Origin of the sequence: Pseudomonas sp. R1-15, assembly GCF_051132085.1 — a bacterium.
Taxonomy (GTDB): Bacteria; Pseudomonadota; Gammaproteobacteria; order Pseudomonadales; family Pseudomonadaceae; genus Aquipseudomonas.
Genome location: NZ_CP071660.1, coordinates 2,843,561 through 2,864,280, shown reverse-complemented (window position 1 = coordinate 2,864,280; position 20,720 = coordinate 2,843,561). Strand labels below are relative to the sequence as shown.

General features: G+C 62.3%; 16 protein-coding genes. 7 read left to right on the top strand and 9 right to left on the bottom strand.

The features are described from left to right. Positions 1–9: 9 nt before the first annotated feature. Positions 10–1,470 (top strand): aldehyde dehydrogenase family protein, encoded by a 1,461-nt coding sequence (locus J3P97_RS12935; RefSeq protein ID WP_434674383.1) that lies wholly within the window; start codon positions 10–12, stop codon positions 1,468–1,470. Between the two features lie 234 nt (positions 1,471–1,704). On the opposite strand, the gene J3P97_RS12930 is transcribed toward J3P97_RS12935, so the two are convergent. The 4 genes from J3P97_RS12930 to J3P97_RS12915 all read right to left on the bottom strand — a co-directional run bounded on the left by J3P97_RS12930 (position 1,705) and on the right by J3P97_RS12915 (position 6,333). Next, positions 1,705–2,397, bottom strand: a complete 693-nt coding sequence (locus J3P97_RS12930; protein ID WP_434674382.1) for a type 1 glutamine amidotransferase domain-containing protein — start codon at positions 2,395–2,397, stop codon at positions 1,705–1,707. Between the two features lie 148 nt (positions 2,398–2,545). Further along, positions 2,546–3,799: an OprD family porin gene (locus tag J3P97_RS12925; protein WP_434674381.1), complete on the bottom strand. Its 1,254-nt coding sequence runs from the start codon at positions 3,797–3,799 to the stop codon at positions 2,546–2,548. A 90-nt stretch (positions 3,800–3,889) separates the two neighbouring features. Further along, entirely contained in the window at positions 3,890–5,194 is a 1,305-nt protein-coding gene (locus J3P97_RS12920) for a CitMHS family transporter (RefSeq protein WP_434674380.1), read from the bottom strand. Positions 5,195–5,250: 56 nt separating this feature from the next. Then, entirely contained in the window at positions 5,251–6,333 is a 1,083-nt protein-coding gene (locus J3P97_RS12915) for a 4-oxalomesaconate tautomerase (protein WP_434674379.1), read from the bottom strand. Between the two features lie 168 nt (positions 6,334–6,501). Between J3P97_RS12915 and J3P97_RS12910 the strand changes: the two genes are divergently transcribed. Both J3P97_RS12910 and J3P97_RS12905 read left to right on the top strand, forming a co-directional pair. After that, positions 6,502–7,392 (top strand): LysR family transcriptional regulator, encoded by an 891-nt coding sequence (locus tag J3P97_RS12910; protein ID WP_024777250.1) that lies wholly within the window; start codon positions 6,502–6,504, stop codon positions 7,390–7,392. Between the two features lie 62 nt (positions 7,393–7,454). Beyond that, positions 7,455–8,249 carry an SDR family NAD(P)-dependent oxidoreductase gene (locus tag J3P97_RS12905; protein WP_434674378.1) on the top strand — a complete coding sequence of 265 codons (795 nt, stop codon included), beginning with the start codon at positions 7,455–7,457 and terminating at the stop codon, positions 8,247–8,249. 21 nt (positions 8,250–8,270) lie between these two features. Here the strand turns inward: J3P97_RS12905 and dctA are convergent, their stop codons facing one another. Continuing rightward, positions 8,271–9,578, bottom strand: a complete 1,308-nt coding sequence (gene dctA, locus J3P97_RS12900; RefSeq protein WP_434674377.1) for a C4-dicarboxylate transporter DctA — start codon at positions 9,576–9,578, stop codon at positions 8,271–8,273. 97 nt (positions 9,579–9,675) lie between these two features. Further along, on the bottom strand, positions 9,676–10,845 hold the full coding sequence (locus J3P97_RS12895) for a mandelate racemase/muconate lactonizing enzyme family protein (RefSeq protein WP_434674376.1): 1,170 nt from the start codon (positions 10,843–10,845) through the stop codon (positions 9,676–9,678). Between the two features lie 99 nt (positions 10,846–10,944). Here J3P97_RS12895 and J3P97_RS12890 point away from each other — a divergent pair, with 99 nt between their 5' ends. After that, the gene (locus tag J3P97_RS12890) at positions 10,945–11,820 is read left to right on the top strand and encodes a LysR family transcriptional regulator (protein ID WP_434674375.1); all 876 of its coding nucleotides are present in this window, start codon (positions 10,945–10,947) and stop codon (positions 11,818–11,820) included. A 6-nt stretch (positions 11,821–11,826) separates the two neighbouring features. On the opposite strand, the gene J3P97_RS12885 is transcribed toward J3P97_RS12890, so the two are convergent. The 3 genes from J3P97_RS12885 to J3P97_RS12875 form a co-directional block, all read right to left on the bottom strand. Next, entirely contained in the window at positions 11,827–12,966 is a 1,140-nt protein-coding gene (locus J3P97_RS12885; protein WP_434674551.1) for an alpha/beta hydrolase, read from the bottom strand. Between the two features lie 91 nt (positions 12,967–13,057). Beyond that, complete coding sequence (locus J3P97_RS12880; protein WP_434674374.1) at positions 13,058–16,147, bottom strand: efflux RND transporter permease subunit; 3,090 nt, start codon at positions 16,145–16,147, stop codon at positions 13,058–13,060. Then, positions 16,144–17,286, bottom strand: coding sequence for an efflux RND transporter periplasmic adaptor subunit (locus J3P97_RS12875; RefSeq protein ID WP_434674373.1), 1,143 nt, complete (start codon positions 17,284–17,286; stop codon positions 16,144–16,146). Before J3P97_RS12875 ends, J3P97_RS12880 begins: the two co-directional genes overlap by 4 nt. Before the next feature lie 176 nt (positions 17,287–17,462). Here J3P97_RS12875 and J3P97_RS12870 point away from each other — a divergent pair, with 176 nt between their 5' ends. The 3 genes from J3P97_RS12870 to J3P97_RS12860 are packed head-to-tail and all read left to right on the top strand — an operon-like array spanning position 17,463 to position 20,282. After that, positions 17,463–18,263 carry a MipA/OmpV family protein gene (locus J3P97_RS12870; protein ID WP_434674372.1) on the top strand — a complete coding sequence of 267 codons (801 nt, stop codon included), beginning with the start codon at positions 17,463–17,465 and terminating at the stop codon, positions 18,261–18,263. Beyond that, positions 18,263–18,949: a response regulator transcription factor gene (locus J3P97_RS12865; RefSeq protein ID WP_434674371.1), complete on the top strand. Its 687-nt coding sequence runs from the start codon at positions 18,263–18,265 to the stop codon at positions 18,947–18,949. The genes J3P97_RS12870 and J3P97_RS12865 overlap by 1 nt, the downstream gene beginning before the upstream one ends. Beyond that, complete coding sequence (locus J3P97_RS12860; protein ID WP_434674370.1) at positions 18,918–20,282, top strand: sensor histidine kinase; 1,365 nt, start codon at positions 18,918–18,920, stop codon at positions 20,280–20,282. The genes J3P97_RS12865 and J3P97_RS12860 overlap by 32 nt, the downstream gene beginning before the upstream one ends. Positions 20,283–20,720 lie beyond the last annotated feature (438 nt).

Genomic DNA, 20,720 nt, shown 5'->3' with positions numbered 1-20,720 from the left:
ACGCCCTGGATGACTACTCAATCTTCGAATCGCTACAGTGTTGATCCGCAATCGGCTCAGCGGTTTTATATCAATGGCGGTTGGTCTGCGCCGGCCAGCCCGGCCAGCCTGCCGGTGATCAACCCGGCGACCGAAGAAGTGGTCGCCCAGGTTGCCAGCGGTTCTGTCGAGGATATCGATCGGGCGGTAGCAGCGGCGCGCGCCGCGTTTGCCGGTTGGTCTGCCACCTCCACGGCGTCGCGCGCGCTGCTGCTGGACAAGATCCATGAGCTTATCCTTGAGCGAAAAGAAGCGTTTGCCCAGGCGATCTCCCTGGAAATGGGCTCGGCCATCGCTGCCGCACGTGCTATGCAGGTGCCCCTGGCGGCCGAACACGTTCGGGTCGCGCGCGATCTGCTGTCCACCTATCATTTCCAGACGCTCGAGGGCACGACCGCAATCCGACGCGAACCCATAGGCGTCTGCGGCTTGATCACGCCCTGGAACTGGCCGCTTTACCAGATCACAGCAAAAGTCGCCCCGGCACTGGCGGCCGGATGCACGGTGGTGCTCAAGCCCAGTGAGCTGTCACCGCTGAGCGCCCTGCTGTTTGCACAGGTGGTGCATGACGCGGGCCTGCCACCGGGGGTTTTCAACCTGGTGAACGGCAGCGGCCATGTGGTCGGCGCGGCGATGGCCGCACACGCTGATATCGACATGATTTCGATCACCGGCTCAAACCGAGCGGGCACGCTGGTGGCACAGGCGGCCGCCCCGACGGCGAAGCGGGTCGGCCAGGAACTGGGCGGCAAATCGCCGAACATATTGCTTCCCGATGCGGACTTTGCCAAAGCCGTCCCGGCCGGCGTGCTGGCGGCGCTGCGCAACGTCGGACAATCCTGCAGCGCCCCGACCCGCATGATCGTTCCGAAGGACCGACTGGCTGAAGTCGAAGCGCTGGCGGCCGCAACCGCCAACGCGATCATCGTTGGTGATCCGCAATCGCCGGAAACGGTACTCGGCCCGATTGCCAATCAAGCCCAGTTCAATCGCGTGCAGGCGATGATCGAGAACGGCCTGCACGAAGGCGCAAAACTGCTTTGCGGCGGACTTGGACGCGTGCCCGGTTTTGAAAAGGGCTACTTCACCCGCCCGACAGTGTTCTCCGAGGTGGATAACGCCATGCGCATCGCCCAGGAGGAAATCTTCGGGCCGGTGCTGTGCATCATTGCCTATGAAACGATCGACGAGGCGGTGGCTATTGCGAACGATACGGTCTACGGGCTGGGCGCCCACGTCCAGTCACAAGACCTCGACCTGGCGCGCGCGGTGGCTTCTCGAATCCGCGCCGGGCAAGTGCTCCTGAATTACCCCGCCTGGAATCCCATGGCGCCCTTCGGTGGTTACAAGCGATCGGGCAACGGGCGTGAGTACGGCGTCTTCGGGCTTGAGGAATACCTGGAAACCAAGGCGATCATCGGGTTCGGCTGATCGCCCTATGCCGTCGCCCGAATGGTTTCAGTACGACAGTTTATTCAAGAAAAAAAGACCCCGTGGCGAGGGAGCTTGCTCCCGCTGGGTCGCGAAGCGGCCCCAAAACCTGCCGAATGCGGAATATCGGAGTCACCTTGACCACCGATTCACGACTGCTGCGCAGCCGAGCGGGAGCAAGCTCCCTCGCCACGGGTTTGTTGTTTGCCTTATGGGCAGTTGAGTGAACCTGACTCAACCCGCCTGTTCCGCCTCCAACCGCTTGAGCAACGCCTTGGCAGCCGCTTCGGATGAGGCGGGATTCTGCCCGGTGATCAGATGCCCGTCCTCGACCACATGGCTGCCCCAGTCCGCCCCTTTGGAATACTCGCCGCCCTTGGCCTTGAGCATGTCCTCGACCAGGAACGGGACCACTTGGGTCAGCCCCACCGCCTCTTCTTCGGAATTGGTGAAACCGGTGACTTTTTTACCCTTGACCACCGGCTGGCCGTCCGGGGCGTTGACGTTCTTGAAGACTCCGGGCGCGTGGCAGACGGCCGCGATGGGTTTATTCGCTGCGTAAAACGCTTCGATGAGGGTCTTGGAGTCGGTGTCCTCGGCGAGATCCCAAAGAGGGCCATGACCGCCGGGATAAAACACCGCATCGAAGTCATAGGGGTCGACCTCGCCCAGCGGCAAGGTGTTGGCCAACGCCGCTTGGGCCTGGGTGTCGGCGCCAAAGCGACGGGTTGCATCAGTCTGGGCGTCCCCTTCATCGCTCTTGGGGTCCAGCGGTGGTTGCCCGCCCTTCGGCGACGCAAGCGTGACCGTGGCCTTGGCATCGACGAACACGTAATAGGGAGCGGCGAATTCTTCCAGCCAGAAGCCGGTTTTTTTGCCGGTGTCGCCCAACTGATCGTGAGATGTAAGGACCATTAGAATCTTCATGTGAACCTATCCTCCGCGCGGTGAATGGGCGACGTGCGTGCGCCCTGTAATAGTGTCAGAGGCTGCGTTGAGGGAGACGTTCAAGTGGGTGTAGGGAACGCCATGATTTCGTCATGCCCCATTTCCGCCCGCGGCGCAGGCCAAGCCACTACCAAAGCGCAACATCGTAGGTCAGGTAGAGACGATTACTGTCACGGCCCCTGGCAAAATCCGAGCGATAGACATAGTTGCGCAGTTTCACACCCAGCCCTTTGAAAGAGCCCTGCTGCACGACATAGGCCACTTCTGCATCACGCTCCCATTCCTTTACCGCGCTGTTGGGCTTGCCATCGTCACCGCTGAGATAACGACTGGAAAACGTCAGGCCGGGAATGCCAAGGCGCGCGAAGTCGTAGCCGTAACCGAGCATCCAGGTCTTCTCGTCTTCCTCGATGAATTTGCCGATCCCGGCATTGCTGAAGGAATAGACCGTCGCCCCGCTGATATAAGGCAAACCCCCTTCGCCGCTGAGTTTCTGGTAGCCGGCGCTGAAGGTGTGGCCGACGACGGCATAGGACAGCATCCCGCTGAGCATGTCGTTATCGATGTTCCCGCCATAGGCCGAGCCGGAATCGGCGCTGTTGAAATAGCGCAAATCGCTGGTGAGAACCCCGGGGCCAAGCGGCAGGTCGTGCTGGATGCCAGCGAAGCTCTGTCGATAGAAGTTCTCCAGCTCGCCATAGAAGTAGCTCAGGCGCAGGGTCTTGCCCAACTTGTAGTCGGCGCCGGCGTAGCTGAAGTCGCCTGACTGATCGCCACCATAACCGTCGGGCACGATCGGCATGCTGTCGCTTGAATCGCGCAGTTTGAAACGCTGCAGATGCCCGCCAATCAGGCTGAGATTGTCGATGTCGCTGCTGCTGATCTGGGTCCCCTGGTAGGTCTGCGGCAACAGGCGCGCGTCGTTGTAGATCAGCACCGGGTTCTTCGGCAACAGGGTGCCGTGCTTGAGGATGGTCTTGGCCACCCGGGCCTTGGCGGTCATGCCGGCGCTGGCAAACTCGTCGGCGGCGCGCCCGTCGTCATGCACCGGTAGCAGGCCCGTGCCGCTGCGCCCGCGCCCGGAATCAAGCTTGACCCCCAGCAGGCCCAGGGCATCGACGCCGAAACCGACGGTACCCGGGGTATAACCTGACTGGTAATCCAACAGGAAACCCTGGGCCCATTCGGTGCGCTCGCTCTTGGCGGTCCTGGCGGCCCGCGCGCTCATGCCATGTTCGTCGCGAAAGTTTTCGTTGAAGTAGACGTTGCGCAGTTGCAACTTCAACTTGCTGTCGTCGATGAACCCTTCGGCGCTGGCCATGGGCAGCGGCAACAGGCCGAGGATCGGAAACCACGCCGCGCGGGTCAGGTAATTGCTCATGTCGGATTTCTCATTGTTGTTATTTGGCGCGCAGGCCAGCGCACTCCCCGTGTGGGGAGCGTCAGGCAAGCAACAAGGTTGTCGGGTGACTCAGGAGAACAGCGTCAGCGCCCCGGTCAGCAGGGCCAACGCGGTAATCACCAGGGAGGTGAGCACCGCCCATTTGAGGGTGACTTTCTGGAAGTCGCCGAGGTCGCGGTCAACCATGCCCACCAGCAACAGGGTCGAGGCCACCAGCGGACTCATCAGGTGCACCGGCTGGCCGAGAATCGACGCCCGGGCGATTTCCACCGGATGAATGCCGTAGGCGGCAGCGGCGTTGGCGAGGATCGGCACCACACCGAAGTAGTAGGCATCGTTGGACAGCACGAAGGTCAGCGGCATGCTGGTAATCGCCACCACCAGCGGGAACAGATGGCCCCAGGATGGCGGGATCCAGTCGACCAGGGTCTGCGCCAGGGCATCGACCATTTTGGTCCCGGAGAAGATCCCGGCAAAAATGCCCGCCGCGAACACCAGCAAGACCACGGTCATGGCGTTGCCCGAATGAGCGAGGATGCGCTCCTTCTGGATATCCAGTTGCGGATAGTTGATCACCAGCGCAAGGACAAAACCGATCAGGAACAGGATCGCCGAATGCATGAGCCCCATCACCAGCGCGACCATCACCGCAATCACCAGCAGCAGGTTGACGTAGGCCAGCTTCGGACGCTTGTGCGGCGTGTCTTCAAGAATCGCCTTGATGTAGCAGTCGCCGCCACCGCTTTGCAGCTGGATATTGCCAATGCGCTTGCGCTCGGCGCGGCCCAGCAGGTACGCGGTGAACACCACCCAGGCGGCACCGCCGATCATGGTCGGCAGCAGCGGGACGAAATACTCGCCGGCATCCAGGCCCAGAGCCGCGATGGCGCGGGTCGCCGGCCCACCCCAGGGTGTCATGCCGCTCATGATGCTCAGCGACAGCATCGAGACAGTCGCCAGGATCATCGGATTCATGCCGATGCGCTTGTACAGCGGCAGCATCGCGGCGCAGGTGATCATGTAGGTCGTCGTGCCGTCACCGTCCAGGGCCACCAGCAATGACAACAGTGCGGTGCCCACGGCGATCTTCATCGGGTCGCCATTGACGCGTTTGAGAATCTTGCGGATCAGCGGGTCGAACAGCCCGGCGTCGATCATCAGGCCGAAAAACAGGATCGCGAACAGCAGCAGCGCCGCCGACGGCGCGACCATCTTCAGGCCGTCCAGCATCATCTTGCCGGTGGTTCCGCCAAACCCGCCCAGTATTGCGAAGACGATCGGCACGATTGTCAGGGCGACGATCGGCGACAGCCGTTTGGTCATTATCAGGAAGGTAAAGACCACCACCATGGCCAAGCCAAGTAAAGCGAGCATATGTCAGATCTCTTGTTGTTATTGAGTCGCTGATGCAATGACAAAAACGGCCTGGACTATCCGGCCAGGCGCCGGGAAACCGTGGCGTAGACGAAACCCGAGAAGAGCCGGCGGGCGGTGCGGACCACCGACGCACGGATGGTCTCACCCTTTTCGCCGGTGTAGGACAACACCACGTCGATGCCGCCGCTGGGGTGCTCGATGCGAACCCGCTGCAAGCGCGGCTCGCTGGCGCCGCCAAGCAGGTTGGCGGCGACGCTGCCGTCGGTCACGCACGCCGTCGCCAGGCCGATCGAGCCGGTAATCGCCAGCGCGCGGTGGCAGTTGTGCGGCATGAAATAGCGCACTTGAATCGTCCCGCCGCTCTTGGCCGCGGAAACCAGCACCGGCTTGGGAATCACCTTGTCGCTGACGTCGCCCAGGCCCATCGCGAGCCCGGCCTTCAGTCGCAACGACTCCAGGCGTTGCAGGAAGGCCTTGTCGGCGTCCAGTTCGGCCGGGCTCTCGTCGCCACGCTTGCCCAGTTGGCTGGCCTCGATGATCAGCATCGGCATGGCCATGTCGATACAAGTCACCGGGACGCCGTCGATCAGGTCAAGGGCTTTCCCGGTCGGGAAAAGTTTGCCGGTCTTGCTACCCGCGGCGTCAAGAAAGGTCAGTTGCACTGGCGCCGCCGTGCCGGGCACGCCATCGATGGCGGTGTCGCCCTCATAGCTGACCTTGCCTTGCGGAGTCTGCACCTCGGCGTTGACGAAGGTGCCGGTGTTGAGGTTGCGGATACGCACCCGGGTCAGCTCGCCTGTCGCCTTGACCAGGCCCTGCTCGATGGCGAACGGGCCGACGGCGCAGAGCATGTTGCCGCAGTTGGGTGCGGTATCGACCCGCCGCTGGGACACCATGACCTGCACAAACAGGTAATCCACATCGGCCTCCGGATGCAGTGAAGGACTGACGATCGCCACTTTGCTGGTTTGCGGGCTGCCACCGCCGATGCCATCGATTTCCAGCTCGTGACCGGAGCCCATCAGGTTGAGCAGCAACTCGTCTCGTTCGGCGAGCACCGCAGGCAAATCCCAGGCGAGAAAAACCGGACCTTTGGACGTGCCGCCACGCATGAGTACACAAGGAATTCGTTGCATGACCACTAACTCTTGTTGATCAATCTGGATAATTGATGTTCTGGACACAAGAGTGGCAGGGTTTAAAAAGTGATTCCAATGCAAAGATCGGAGCGATTATTGCGTTTCACAAAAGAATTATTCTACGATCCGGGGCGTGTCCACTGCCCCTTCCCAGCGAGATAAAACATGGAATATGAACTGCAGGACATTCGATCTTTCGTGAAAATCGCCGAATTGGGGAGTTTTCATGAGGCTGCCGATGCGCTGCACCTGTCCCAGCCGGCCCTGAGTCGGCGCATGAAAAAACTGGAGGAAGGCCTGGGAACGGCCCTGCTTGATCGCACCACGCGCAAGGTCAGCCTGACCAGCGTCGGGCGGGATTTCCTGCCCAAGGCGCGACGCCTGCTGGATGATTTCGACGACTCGATCCTCAACATCCGCGAGTTGGCGGAACGACAGATCGGCCGAGTGACCCTGGCCTGCATCCCGACGGCGGCGTTCTACTTCCTGCCCTCGGTAATCCGGCTCTACAACGAGCGCTACCCGAAAATCCGCATCCGCCTGCTGGACCTCAGCGCAAACGAAGGACTGGAGGCGGTACTGCGCGGCGAAGCCGATTTCGGCATCAACATGATGAGCGGCCAGCACCCGGACATCGAATTCGTGCCGCTGGTCAACGAACCCTTTGTATTGGCCTGCAGGCGCGACCATGAACTGGCAGGACGCAGCGCCGTGACCTGGTCGGAACTCAGCGACTATCGGTTGATCGGCGTCGGGCGCCTGAGCGGCAACCGCATGCTGCTAGATCACGCGCTGTCTGGCCTGAGCTGGCGTCCGCAGTGGTTCTATGAAGTGCAACATCTCTCCACGTCACTGGGCCTGGTCGAGGCCGGCCTCGGGGTGTCGGCGATGCCCAGCCTGGCAATGCCTGCCGGGGACCATCCGACGCTGGTCAGCGTGCCGCTGATTGAACCCGTGGTGAACCGATCCCTGGGCCTGGTTTATCGACGAGGCGCTTCGCTATCGCCTGCCGCAGAGAAATTCGTCTCGATCCTGCTGGAGCAGTGGCCGCAGTAGAGTGCTCTTTGCACTGGCAAATCGATGCCATACTGACCGACCACCATCCTTGGAAGACTGCCATGCCAAACGCAATCGGACTCAACCCTGTGGCGCTCGTCAGTGGCGTTGGCAGCGAGACGGGCATCGGCATGGCGATCGCCCGCAGGCTTGGTGCCGCCGGTGCCAGGCTGATCGTCACCGCCAGCAGCGCGCGCATCGAAGAGCGCATCGAGGAACTGCGCGCCGAAGGGTTTAAAGTCGCAGGGCAGCCCCTCGACCTCACCGATGAAAACCAGGTACGCGAGTTCGGGTCGTGGGCAGAGTCCGTCTGGGGCCGGATCGACATCCTCGTGAACAACGCCGGCATGGCCATGCAGGGCAGCCCGGAGTCTTTCTCCGAGGTGGCAACCATGGACCTGGCGCTGTGGAATCTGTCGCTGGCGCGAAATGTGACCACGGCTTTCCTGCTGACCCGCGCCGTCCTGCCCGGTATGCAGTCGCGCAATTACGGGCGCATCGTCAATATCAGTTCCACCACTGGCACCCGGTGCAGCAATCCTGGCGAGGCGGCCTACAGCGCCGCGAAGGCCGCCATGGTGGGCATGAGCATGGGCCTGGCGCTGGAAGTGGCCCGGCAGGGAATCACGGTGAACTGCGTCGCACCCGGCTGGATCGCCACCGGCTCGACCACCGCCGAGGAAGCCAATGCCGCGCGCTACACCCCGATGCGCCGGGCCGGTCGCCCGGAGGAAGTCGCCGCGCTGGTCGCCTTCCTCGCCTCTGCCGAGGCGAGCTACATCACCGGGGAAGTGATGGTGGTAGACGGCGGCAATTGCCTGGTCGAGAACAAGGCGCCGGACCGGTCACTGGACTGACCGCATGACCGGTCGGCGTCGTCATTTAGGCGCCAAAAGCGCCTTTCGATCGGCCTTCTCTTGTTTCATCGCCGCGATCTCACGCTCGCAGGCTTGCACGTCGAAGGAATTGTCCCACTTGGCGATGGCGATGGTGCCGATGCCATTGCCGATCAGGTTGGTAACGGCCCGTGCTTCATTGAGGAATCGGTCGATGCCGAGCAGCAACACCAGCCCGACCAAGGGGATGGAATGAATCGTGGTGAGTGTCGCGGCGAGGGTCACGAAACCGGCACCGGCGACACCCGCCGAACCTTTTGATGTGAGCAGGAACACACCCAGCAGGATCATCTGGTCTATGAACGTCAGCGGTGTATTGGTGGCCTGGGCGATGAAGATAGCCGCCATCGTCAGGTAGATGCAGGTGCCATCGGCATTGAAGGTGTACCCGGTGGGCAAGACCATGCCCACGACTGACTTTCTGCAGCCGAGTTTTTCAAGCTTGACCATCATTCGCGGAAGCACCGCTTCGGTCGAGCAGGTCCCCAGCGTGATGAGGATCTCGTCCTTGAAATAACGAAGGAACTGCATCAGCGGCATCCCCGACCATCGGGCGACCGCGCCCAGCACGACGACGATGAAAATCAGCGTCGTGACATACAGAGCGACCAGCAACTGGCCCAGCGACAGCAAAGTGCCGATGCCGTATTTGCCAATGGTGAACGCCATGCCGGCGCCCGCGCCGATTGGCGCCAGGCGCATGACCATCGCGACTATCCTGAACAGCCCCTGCAGGAACAGATCGATGGTGTTGATCAGCGGCTTGCTGGTTTCGCCCATTTGCACCAGGGCGACACCCATCAGCACCGACAGCAGAATCACCTGGAGCATGACGCCATTGGAGAATGCGCCGACGAACGTCTGCGGGATGATATTGAGAAAGAACTCGACGGTACCGCCCTGCTCACTCGCCGCCTGGCTGTACTTGCTGATGGAGCTGCCATCAAGGGAGTTGGCATTGATGTTCATCCCGACGCCAGGCTTCACGACGTTGACCACCACCAGGCCGACGACCAGCGCAATGGTCGAAAGGATCTCGAAGTAGATCAACGCCTTCACACCAATCCTTCCGACCTCCTTGATGCTGCCCATCTTGGCGATACCCACGACCACCGTGCCGAAGATGATCGGCGCCAACAGCATCTTGATGAGTTTGATAAAACCATCGGCGAAGGGCTGGAGCTTGGCCCCGACATTCGGGATGAAGTAACCGATCGCTGCGCCGATCACGATGCCGATCAGTACCTGCACATACAGCTGGCTGTACCAGCGAGACTTGGAGATTTCCACGAGAGCACCTCATTTTATTGTTGTGATGGGCATGTGGCAGGCGTCTGCGCGACGCCCGATGCCGCAGCCTCGTTGGAGGCCGCGGCGATGAGGACGATCAGCCCTCGCCCAGCTCGCGCATGACCGCGTACAGGGCGGACTTGGCTTCGAAACCGACGCCAGGAATATCCGGCAGGCCGACGTAGCTGTTTTCCACTCGAATGCCGTCAGCAAAACCGCCAAACGGCTGGAACACATCGGGGTACGATTCGTTGCCGCCCAGGTGCAAACCGGCAGCGATGTTCAGGGACATCTGATGGCCGCCGTGGGGCACCACGCGGCGCGAAGACCAACCCATCTCTTCCATGACTTTCAGGGTGCGCATGTACTCCACGAGCCCGTAGGACAGGGCGCAATCGAACTGCAGGTAATCGCGATCCGGGCGCATGCCGCCGTGTCGCAGCAGGTTGCGCGCGTCCTGGTGGGAGAACAGGTTCTCACCGGTCGCCATCGGCAGTTCATAGTGATTGGCGAGCTCGGCCTGGAGCGCGTAGTCCAACGGATCGCCGACTTCCTCGTACCAGAAGAGGTTGTACTGCTTGATGGCTTCGGCGTACGCGATACCGGTCTCCAGATCGAAGCGGCCGTTGGCATCAACCGCCAGTCGCCGCCCGTCCCCGACCACTTCAAGCGCCGCTTCGATGCGCCGGATGTCTTCGTCCAGTGGCACCGCGCCGATCTTCATCTTGACCACGTCATAGCCACGATCCAGATAACCCTGCATTTCTGCCTTGAGCTTGCTCTGGTCCTTGCCGGGATAGTAATAACCACCCGCCGCGTAGACCCAGACCTTGTCATCCGCCACACCGCCGCGATAACGGTCGGCCAGCAGGCGGTACAGCGGCTTGCCTTCGATCTTGGCGACAGCATCCCACACGGCCATGTCGATGGTGCCGACGGCCACTGAACGCTCACCGTGGCCACCCGGTTTCTCGTTGGTCATCAGGGTTTTCCAGATGGCGAACGGATCCAGATTGGCGTGTTCCTTGTCGATCAGCGTTTCCGGGTCGGCCTCGGTGACTCGCGCCAGGAATCGATCACGCATCAGCGCGCCCTGGCCGTAGCGACCGTTGGAGTTGAAACCGTAACCGATCACCGGTTTGCCATCGCGAATCACATCGGTGACAACCGCCACGACCGAGCAGGTCATTTTCGAAAAATCGATATAGGCGTTGGCAATGGGAGAGGCGATGGAAACGGTTTTTTCGCGGATGTCGACGATACGCATGAGGGGTTCCTCTTGTTGTGGTTGACCCCACGTTATGCTTTGCGACGAAACCCGCCCAATGCTATTAATGCCGCGCCCTATGCACAGGAGGCATTGCCCTTGGAACTCGTCTGGCTAGAAGATTTTTCAGCACTCGCGGAGTACGGCAGCTTCGTTCGCGCCGCCGAAGCACGCCACGTTACGCAGCCGGCTTTCAGTCGCAGGGTCCGTTCGCTGGAAAACTGGATGGGCGTGGATCTGTTTGTGCGCACGCCTCAAGGCGCGACGCTGACCGAGGCTGGAAGGCAGATTCTGCCTGGCGCCCAGGAGGCTGCGAGGCGCCTCTACAGGCTGCGCACCGAGGCCCAGGAAGTCGCCGGAGTGGCCGCCAAGACGCTGCAATTTGCAGCCACGCATTCGCTGTCGTTCACGTTTTTCCCGCGTTGGCTGAGAAGCGCCGAGCATGGCGCGCCGATAGATGCCGTGCGCCTGCACTCCGACAGCATGGCGGTGTGCGAACAGATGCTGATTCATGGCCAGGTGCAGTTCCTGCTCTGCCATCGGCACCCCGACGTACCGCCACTGTTGGCGCCTGATCAATTCAGCGGGAAAAAAGTCGGCGAGGACGTCCTCATACCCTTGGCGAGTGCCTCGGCCAATTTCGGTACCTCACCGGCGACGTTGCCCTACCTGGCCTACACCGAGGAATCGGGGCTCGGGCGTATCGTCGCTCACCGACTCCACGGCAAGGAGGAATACCTGCACCTCAAGCCGCTTTTCAGCAGCCATCTCGCCGCGGTGCTGATGTCCATGGCACTGGAAAGCAAGGGCGTCGCGTGGCTGCCCAAAAGCCTGACAGAACAGGAAATGGCCGACGGGCGCCTGGTCCGGGCCCTGGATGAAAGCTGGGATATTCCATTGGAAATCCATCTCACCCGCCCAACCGCGCCGATCAGCGCAGCGGCAGAGGAGTTCTGGAACAGGCTGAAGGGTTAGGGCGATTCAACTGCCCTGCTCTGCCACTTGTAAAACCCCACGAATCACCCCGGACTGCCATTCGAAATAAGGATTGTAGGTCAGCCGTGCGTGGATCTTCCCCGGCTCGCTGTACCCCCAGTCCGAATACCAGACCTCTTCCCCCGCTTCGCACCGGGCCACTTCGTCGGCATTGCGGCTGTTGCGGCAGAACCGCAAGGTGCCCGAACGACCGTAGAGCGGGTTGGCTGGCGAGAAGAGGATGCCCATGTGGGAGAACTGGCTGATGCGTTCATCGGCGATGCGGTCGCTGCGCGTCAGGATGCGCCGCTCCTGCGCAGCGCCCTTGTCACCGGTCGGCTCCGCCTGGCCATACCAGATCAATCGGCTCGCGGCATGGGTGAAGCGCCGTTGGAACAGCTCCCGCACGTAGCGCACGTCGACGACTGAATCCTGCTCAGTCAGCACGATAACCACCGGCCGATCGAAGTTTTGCTGCTCGATGAGCCGGCGAACCGCTACGCTGCTGCGGTAGAACTGGGCAAAGCCGTTGGTGGGTACGTTGTGGTAGCGCACGGGCGACTGCTGCGGCCGGGAATTGTCGGGCGCAAGGATCCAGGTCTTGAAATGCGCCAGCCAGGGCGTGGCCCAGTCGTAGGACTCGCTCGAGCGAAAGGCCGGGGAAAACAGCACCAGGCCCTTGATGTCCGGGTCCCTGGCGGCATAGGCCAGCGCCAGATTGGCGCCGGTCGAGAAACCGCCCAGGTAGACGTTCGCGAACTCCTTGTGCAGCAACGCAACCTGCTGCTCGACCAACTGTTGCCACTGTTCCAGTTGCACATCGATCAGGTCGGCCGGCTTGGTGCCATGCCCGGGCAGCAATGCGACGCGCACCACGTAGCCTTGCGCGGCCAGATCCCGGGCGATATCGACGAAGGACCAGGGTGAGTCCCCCAAGCCATGGAGCAAGAGAATGGCCTTGGTGGAAGGAACATCGGGGCGCACTTCATAAGGTGCGTTCCAGGCCAGCTCATCGGCGTGATTCTCGGTCTGGAACAGACGCTTTTCCTCGATCCAGGCCCGGGATGCCTGGGCATACGCCTGGAAATTTTCCGCTTCGGTCATGGCATCGGCCGCGCTGGGTTGCCGCGCGCAGCCTGCCGCCATTGCAATGCATGCCAAGGTCGCGGCGACTCCCAGCATGAGCCGGCGCCAAGGCGACGGCACATTCCTGATCTTTGCTGACACTATCAATTGATCACTCCAGCGCTTCGCTGCGAGAAACGTTACCGGTGCGTTTGTACAACCACTTCGCCCCATCGTCCACATAGGAAAACACCACGGGTATGACCAGCAGGCTCAACAGCGTTGACGTGACAAGCCCGCCAATCAGGACGATGGCCATCGGTGCGCGAAAGCTCGGGTCGGCCCCCAGACCCAGGGCGATTGGCATCATGCCTGCGCCCATCGCGATTGTCGTCATGACAATCGGCCGAGCGCGTTTGCCGCAGGCGTCGAGGATCGCTTCCTGGCGGCTCAGGCCGTCGCGTCGACGCGCGAGGATGATGTAGTCGACCAGCAGGATCGAATTTTTCGTCGCGATGCCCATCAGCATGATCAAGCCGATCATCGAGGGCATGGACAATGTCGAGCCCGTCACGAACAGCGCCACGAAGGCCCCAGGCACCGAGAGCACCAGGGCGGCGAGGATCGTCAGCGGTTGCAGGAAATCCTTGAGCAACAGCACCAGGACCATGTAGATGCATAACACTCCGGTCAACATCGCCACGCCGAATCCGGAAGCCAGTTCGCCCATGGCCTCGGCATCGCCTACCGAGGTTCGCACCAGGCCTGGCGGCAGGTTCTGCAAGCCTGGCAAGGCCAGAACAGCCTGCTCGATGTCGCCCAGCGGTTGACCGTTCGTCTCGATCTCGATGTTGACATTGCGCATCCGGTCGAACCGTTCGATTTGCGCCGGGCCACTGGTGATCTCCAGCGTCGCCACGTTTTCCAGCGCTACCGGACCACGCGCGCCGGGCACCGGCAGACGTTTCAGCGTCTCGAAGTCCGCGCGGGCGGTGTCGCTCAGCCGCACCACGATAGGCACCTGGCGGTCGCTGAAATTGAGCTTGGCAAGCTCCTGGTCATAATCTCCCAGGGTGGCCACGCGGAGCGTGTCGGCAATCGCGCTCGCGGTCACGCCCAGGTCGGCGGCCCTGGCGAAATCCGGCCGAACCACCAGTTCAGGGCGCATCAGGCTGGCGGTCGAGATCACCGCCCCCACGCCTGGCACGCTACGCAGCTCTCGTTCCACCTGCTGCGCGTGCCGAGTGAGCAAGCTAGCGTCTTCACCCGCGAGCACCAGCACGTAGCTTTCCGACTCTCCCATACCGACCTTGATACGCGCGCCAGGCAACACGGCGAGCGCTTCGCGCAGCTGGTTTTCGAGCTGCTGCCGGGTCAGTCCGGGACGCTCGTTGCGGTGCGTCAGGTTAAGCGTCAGCACCGCCGTGCGGACATTCGCGACATCACTGCCGGCCGGTTCGATCAGGTCCGCGCCGGCGCTGCCATCCCCCACCGCGGTGTAGACCTTTCTGACGTGCTGATTTTGCGTGACTATCTGCCGCGCTTGCTCAGCCAACGCCAGCGTGTCGCGCAGTTTGCTGCCGGGCGCAAGCGTGAGGGTGACCTGGGTCTGCCAGTCGTCATCCGGCGGGATGAAGGTGCCCGGCAACACGGCCGCGAGCATCAGTCCCCCGGCGAAAAAAGCCACCGCGCCGAGTGTGGTCACCGCGCGATGGCGCAAGCACCAGCGCGCCCAGGACAGGTAGCGGTTTATCCACCCGGGCGCATCGTGGGCCGGCCTTTTCGGCGCGCGCATCAGGTAGGCCGCCATCATGGGCGTCAGCAAGCGGGCGACGACGAGGGAGAAAAACACTGCGGTTGCGGCCGTCCAGCCAAACTGGACGAAGAACTTACCAACCGTACCGCTCATGAAAGCCGTGGGCAGGAACACCGCGACCAGCGTGAATGCCGTGGCGACTACCGCCAGGCCGATTTCATCGGAAGCATCCATGGCGGCTTGATAAGGTTTCTTGCCCATCTGCAAATGGCGCCCGATGTTCTCGACCTCGACGATGGCGTCGTCTACCAGCACGCCGATGACCAGCGACAGCGACAATAGCGTCACGGTGTTGAGGGTGAACCCCATCCAATGCATCACGGCGAATGTCGGTATCGCCGACAGCGGCAACGCGACGGCGGAAACGAAGGTCGCGCGCCAATCCGGCAGAAACAGGAACACCACCAGCACCGCGAGCGCCGCGCCTTCATAAAGCAGGTGCATGGAGCCCTGGTAATTTTCGATCACTGGGTCGACGAAGTTGAAAGCCTGGGTGACGGTGATTTCGGGGTGACGGGTCTTGAGCAACTCCAGGGCGGCGCGTACGCCTTCATCCACCTCGATTTCGCCGGCCCCTCTGGCGCGCGTGATTTCAAAGCCGACCACCGGCTTACCGTCGAGGAACGCCGCCGACCGGGGTTCGCCGACGGTATCGGAGACCGTGGCCAGCTGGTCGAGCCGGACACGCCGGCCGTCGCTCAAGGTCACGTCAAGCAAGGCGATTTCCGCGGCCGACTGCACCGTGGCGAGGGTGCGCACCGTCTGCTCGGCGCCGCCAAGGTCCACGCGTCCGCCCGATGCCTCTTGCTGGATCAGGCGCAGCTGGCGGGAGACGTCCAGGGCCGAGGTATTCAGCGCCAGCAGACGCGCGGGATCGAGGTCGATGCGGATTTCCCGGGCCACCCCACCGACCCGAGTGACGGCCCCCACGCCAGGCACCGCCAGCAAGGCCTTGCTGACGCTGTTATCGACAAACCAGGACAACGCTTCGTCGTCCATCCGCTTGGCCGAAACCGTGTAGGTCAGGATCGGCGAACCGGCGAGTTCGATCTTGCGGACCACCGGGTCGCGCAAGTCGGCGGGCAGGTCGGCCCGGACCCGGGAGACCGCATCACGCACGTCATCAAGCGCTTCCTGCGTGGGCTTGTCGAGGTGGAACTCGATCGAGATAGCGGCGTTGCCGTCGGTCAGGATGCTCTGGATATGCTTGACGCCCTGCACGGTTGCGAGCGAGTCCTCAAGCTTGCGGGCCACGTCGTTTTCCAGTTGCGCGGGCGAAGCCCCGGGCAGCTCGGCCGACACGCTGACCATGGGCAGATCAACGTCAGGGAAGTTCTGCACCTTCATCTTCCAGAAGCCCATCAAGCCGGCGAAGGTCAGCAGGATGAACAACAGGACCGAAGGCGTCGGATTGCGGATCGACCAGGACGACAAGTTGAGGCTCATTGCGCGCTCCCGCGTGCTGGGTGGTTGTTCATTGGGTCGGTGCGCGCCTGGACAACCCGGACGAGGTCACCCTCGGCAAGAAAACCGCCTCCGGTTTCGACCACTGCGGCGCCAGCGTCGATACCCGCGGTTATCTCGATACGGTCGCCGACACGGCGGCCGACCATCACCTTGACCTGGCTCACCTTCAAGTGCGGTCCTACCTGCAGCACGTAATCGAAGCCGTCACGCTGCAGCACCGCGCTCTGGGGCAGCGTCATCATCCGCTCGGCGGCCACTTCGAACTCGCCACGGGCAAACATCCCGGCACGCGCCGCCGTGCCCGCGGGCAAATCGACATAGACCAGGCCGTTGCGAGTCTGCAGGTCGACCGTCGGCGCAACCCTGCGCACCCGCCCCTCTATCGCCCCGCCATTGACCGGAGTTACCTGCGCGAGCTGGCCGGGGCTGAACTTGACAAGGTCGGGGGCCGCGACTTCGGCGCGCCATTCGAGCCGTCCGTTGCGAATCAAGCGAAACAGCTCCTGGCCAGCGGGCAGTACCGCGCCCACCGTGGCACTGCGCGCCGAAATCACCCCGTCGTCGGGGGCCAGCACCTGGGTCTGGGCCAGACGCAGGTGCTGGATACGCTCCAGCGCCCTGCCCGCCTCCAGCCGCGCCTGAGCCGTGCGTTCGGCCGTCAGCTGTTGGTGAACCTCCTGCTTCGACAGCGCCCCGCTCGACTGCAATTGACGGGCGCGCTGCGCATTGGCTCGTGCCTCGGCAAGCGTCGCTTGCGCTTCGGCGGTGGCGGCGCGACGCTGGGCGAGTTCAGTGGCCATCGTCTCGGCGCTGAACGTGGCAAGTACCTGGCCGCGCCGGACCACATCGCCCACGTTGACCATGACCTCGGCCAACCGCAGGCCATCGGCCTCGGTGCCGACACTGGCTTCCTGCCAGGCGACAATGTTGCCGTTCGCCTGGATACGGATCGGCAGCATGGACGATTGCAGTCGGGTGACGGCCACCGTCAATGCCGGCCTGGCAGGCACCTCGACCTCGGCCTGGCGAGGGCCGGGCGAAACAGCAATCATCCCGACGGCGATGGCGCAGGCCATGGTCACGACAAACAGCACGACATGCCGTGTTTTTCTTTTCATAGGGTTCGTATTCCTGCGCAAGAAGCCGCGTTTGCTTGAGGCGGCAACTATCCGCCAGGAAACCTTGCGCAAGTCTTACCGGCAAAAAGGCGCTTACCCGGGCGAACCGTAAGTGTTCAGTAAGAAGAAGTTCTCAACGATAGGGACGCTTTCATCCCATTGATCCGGAGACTTCCATGCCCCTGTCCATTTCGAAAACTGCAATTGCGATCCGGTTGACCACCGCCGGCACGGCGTTCGTGCTGGGCGTGTGCGCGTCGATGGCGGCCAGTGCCGACCAGCCTGAAGGCTCCGCCTGGGGGCTTGGCGTGGGTGCGGTCAGCAGCCAACAGCCGTACGAAGACATCGACCGTGACAGCGAGGTCCTGCCGCTGATCTATTTCGAGAATCAATACCTTCGTGTCTTCGGCCCCACCGCCGAAATCAAGCTGCCGGGCCTGGAGATCAGCGACACCCAGCAGCTCGATTTCAGCCTCGTCGGCGAATACGATTTCAGTGGCTACGATGACGACGACGCGCGAATCCTGGAGGGCATGAGCGATCGCAAAGGCGGATTCTGGGCGGGCGCCAAGGTCCAATGGCGCAATGACCTGGCCGACGTCAGCGCCGAGTGGCTGGGCGACGTTTCGGGCAACAGCAAGGGCCAGCGTTTCACCCTGGGCCTGGAGCGATCCTGGCGGATCGGTGAACACATCATGCTGACGCCACGGCTGGCGGCCATCTGGCAGGACGAAAAATACATCGATTACTACTTTGGCGTTCGGGAAAATGAAGCTCGCATCGATCGGGCGGCCTATGATGGCAAGTCCGGCATCAACACCGAATTTGGCGTACGTGGAAACTATATGTTCGATGACCATCACTCAGTGTTCCTGGACCTCAAGGCGACGAGCCTTGCCAATGAAATCAAGGACAGCCCGCTGGTCGACCAGTCCAGCGAGAACAGCGTGCTGTTCGGCTATCTGTACCGTTTCTGATGAGCCGCATTCTGCTGGTCGAGGACCACGAACGCCTCGCGCAACTGGTGTGCAAGGGCCTGTCGAGTGCCGGTATCGCTGTCGATGTCATCAGCCGCATCGACGCGGCGTGGGCGGCAATCCAGCAAGTGCCTTACCAGGCGCTGGTGCTTGATCGCGGCCTGCCGGACGGCGATGGGCTGCTGTTGCTGGCGCGTTTGCGTAACGCCGGGCTGGGCCTGCCGTGCCTGGTCCTGACCGCGCGTGACGCGCTGCATGACCGGATCGAAGGCCTCGACGCCGGGGCGGATGATTACCTGCCCAAGCCGTTCGCCATGGACGAGATGGTCGCGCGCGTGCGAGCCCTGCTGCGTCGCCCCGCAGAGCGGCGTTCGTTGGCGCCTTCCCATGGCGACCTCAGTGTGCAGCCCGACACAGGCCTCATGTGCAGCGTCGAAGGTAGCATTCCGCTAGCGCCGGCGGAGATGCAGATCATGCTGTTGCTGCTGCGCAAACCTGGCGAAATCGTCCGGCGCAGCGCCATCGAGGCGGCGGCATGGGGCCTGAGTGAAGCCGTGACGCCGAACGCCCTGGACGTGGCCCTGCATCGGATTCGCCGCAAGCTGCTGGCGATCGGTTCCCACCAACGGATAGTCAACCTCAGAGGCCTGGGTTATGCCCTTCGGCAAGACGATCTGGCGCAATAGCATCAGCTTCAAGGTACTGGTCGCCTACGTCGCGGGCGTGGGCTTGAGCATCCTGCTGATTGCACTGGGCGCGTTCGCGCTCATCACGTCCAAGAGCGATATCCTGCTAACCACCGACGTCGCCGAGCGCACCCATGAGCTGGCCGGCAAGCTGCAGTTCGACGCGGCGGGCCGACCCACCGGGTTCGACAACAGCGAGGGCGATCGCGTCTGGACCTTCAACAGCCTGGGCGAGGAAATCGGCTATCGGGTGCTGGATTCAGAGGCAAACGTCCTCCTGGCTTCCACTGACGAGGCTTTCTGGGCTTCGGCCGCAACGGTTCGCCCCGCGGAACAGGGGCGCTTCAAGTTCGAGCGCAAAGGCATCACGATGTACGCCGCGACCGCTCCGGTGGAGCAGGTCGACCACACCTTGTACCTGCAATTCGCGGTCAGCGAACGCCTGATGGACCTGCTGCACAAGGGCTTTGCCTGGCCTTTCATGGGCGCTGGAATCGTCCTGTTCAGCCTGGTGCTGCTCTTCGTCTTTGGCACCTGCGCCTATTTCACGCTGGGCTACACGCTCAAACCGCTGCGCGAGGTCTCGGAGTCGGCGGCCGCCATCTCCCCTCGCTCCCTGCACTCACGGCTGGATGTCAAAACCGTGCCGTCCGAGGTAGCGCCGCTGGTGACCAGCTTCAACAGCGCGCTTGAGCGCCTGGAACACGGCTACCGGGTCCAGCAGGAATTTCTCGCAACCGCCGCGCACGAACTGAAGACGCCACTCGCGCTGATCCGCGCGCAGCTCGAACTGATGGCGCCAGACAAAGGCCGCGACTCGCTGCTCAACGATGCCGAGCACATGACGCGTCAGGTCCAGCAACTGCTGCTGCTGGCCGAGACCAGCGAGGCGCATAACTACAGCTTCGCCGCCGTGGATGTCATGGAGGTTGCGCGGCAAGCGGCAGGTTATCTGCAACGCATGGCCGACGCGGCCGATGTGCGCCTCGTCCTGACTGGCCCGACGGGTGTGGCAGAGCCTTGGCAGGCCGACCGTAGCGCCTTGTTTACCCTCCTGAAAAACCTCCTGGAAAATGCCATCCAGCATGCGCCTCGTGGTACGCAAGTATTGTTGGAGCTCAGCGGCGACGCGCTGACTGTGCGCGACTGGGGCCCTGGCGTGACGCAGGACCAGGTGGTGCAGATATTCACCCGTTTCTGGCGCGGGGCTCATCGCCGCGATCATGGCGCCGGGCTGGGCCTGACGATTTGCCAGGAAATTGCCCGGGCCCACGGGTGGAGCTTGATTGCACAAAGAGCGGAGCCCGGGTTGTCGTTTTTTTTGTCTCGCTGAACCGTGAAATCTGCGTCTGTCGAGGATCCAGTGTGGGAGCGAGCCTGCTCGCGAAGGCGGTGTGTCTGCCGATGAAGAGGTTGAATGGACTGGCCCCTTCGCGAGCAGGCTCGCTCCCACAAGGGGTCTGTATGTGCCGTGAAATCTGAGGCTGTCGAGGATTCAGTGTGGGAGCGAGCTTGCTCGCGATAGCGGTATATCAGTCGATGAAAACGTTGAATTTACTGGCCTCTTCGCGAGCAAGCTCGCTCCCACAGGGTTCCATGTGAACCCTGAAATCTGCGGCTGCCTAAGATCCAATGTGGGAGCGAGCTCGCTCGCGATAGCGGTATATCAGTCGATGAAAATGTTGAATTTACTGGCCTCTTCGCGAGCAGGCTCGCTCCCACAGGGTTCCATGTGAACCCTGAAACCTGCGGCTGCCTAAGATCCAATGTG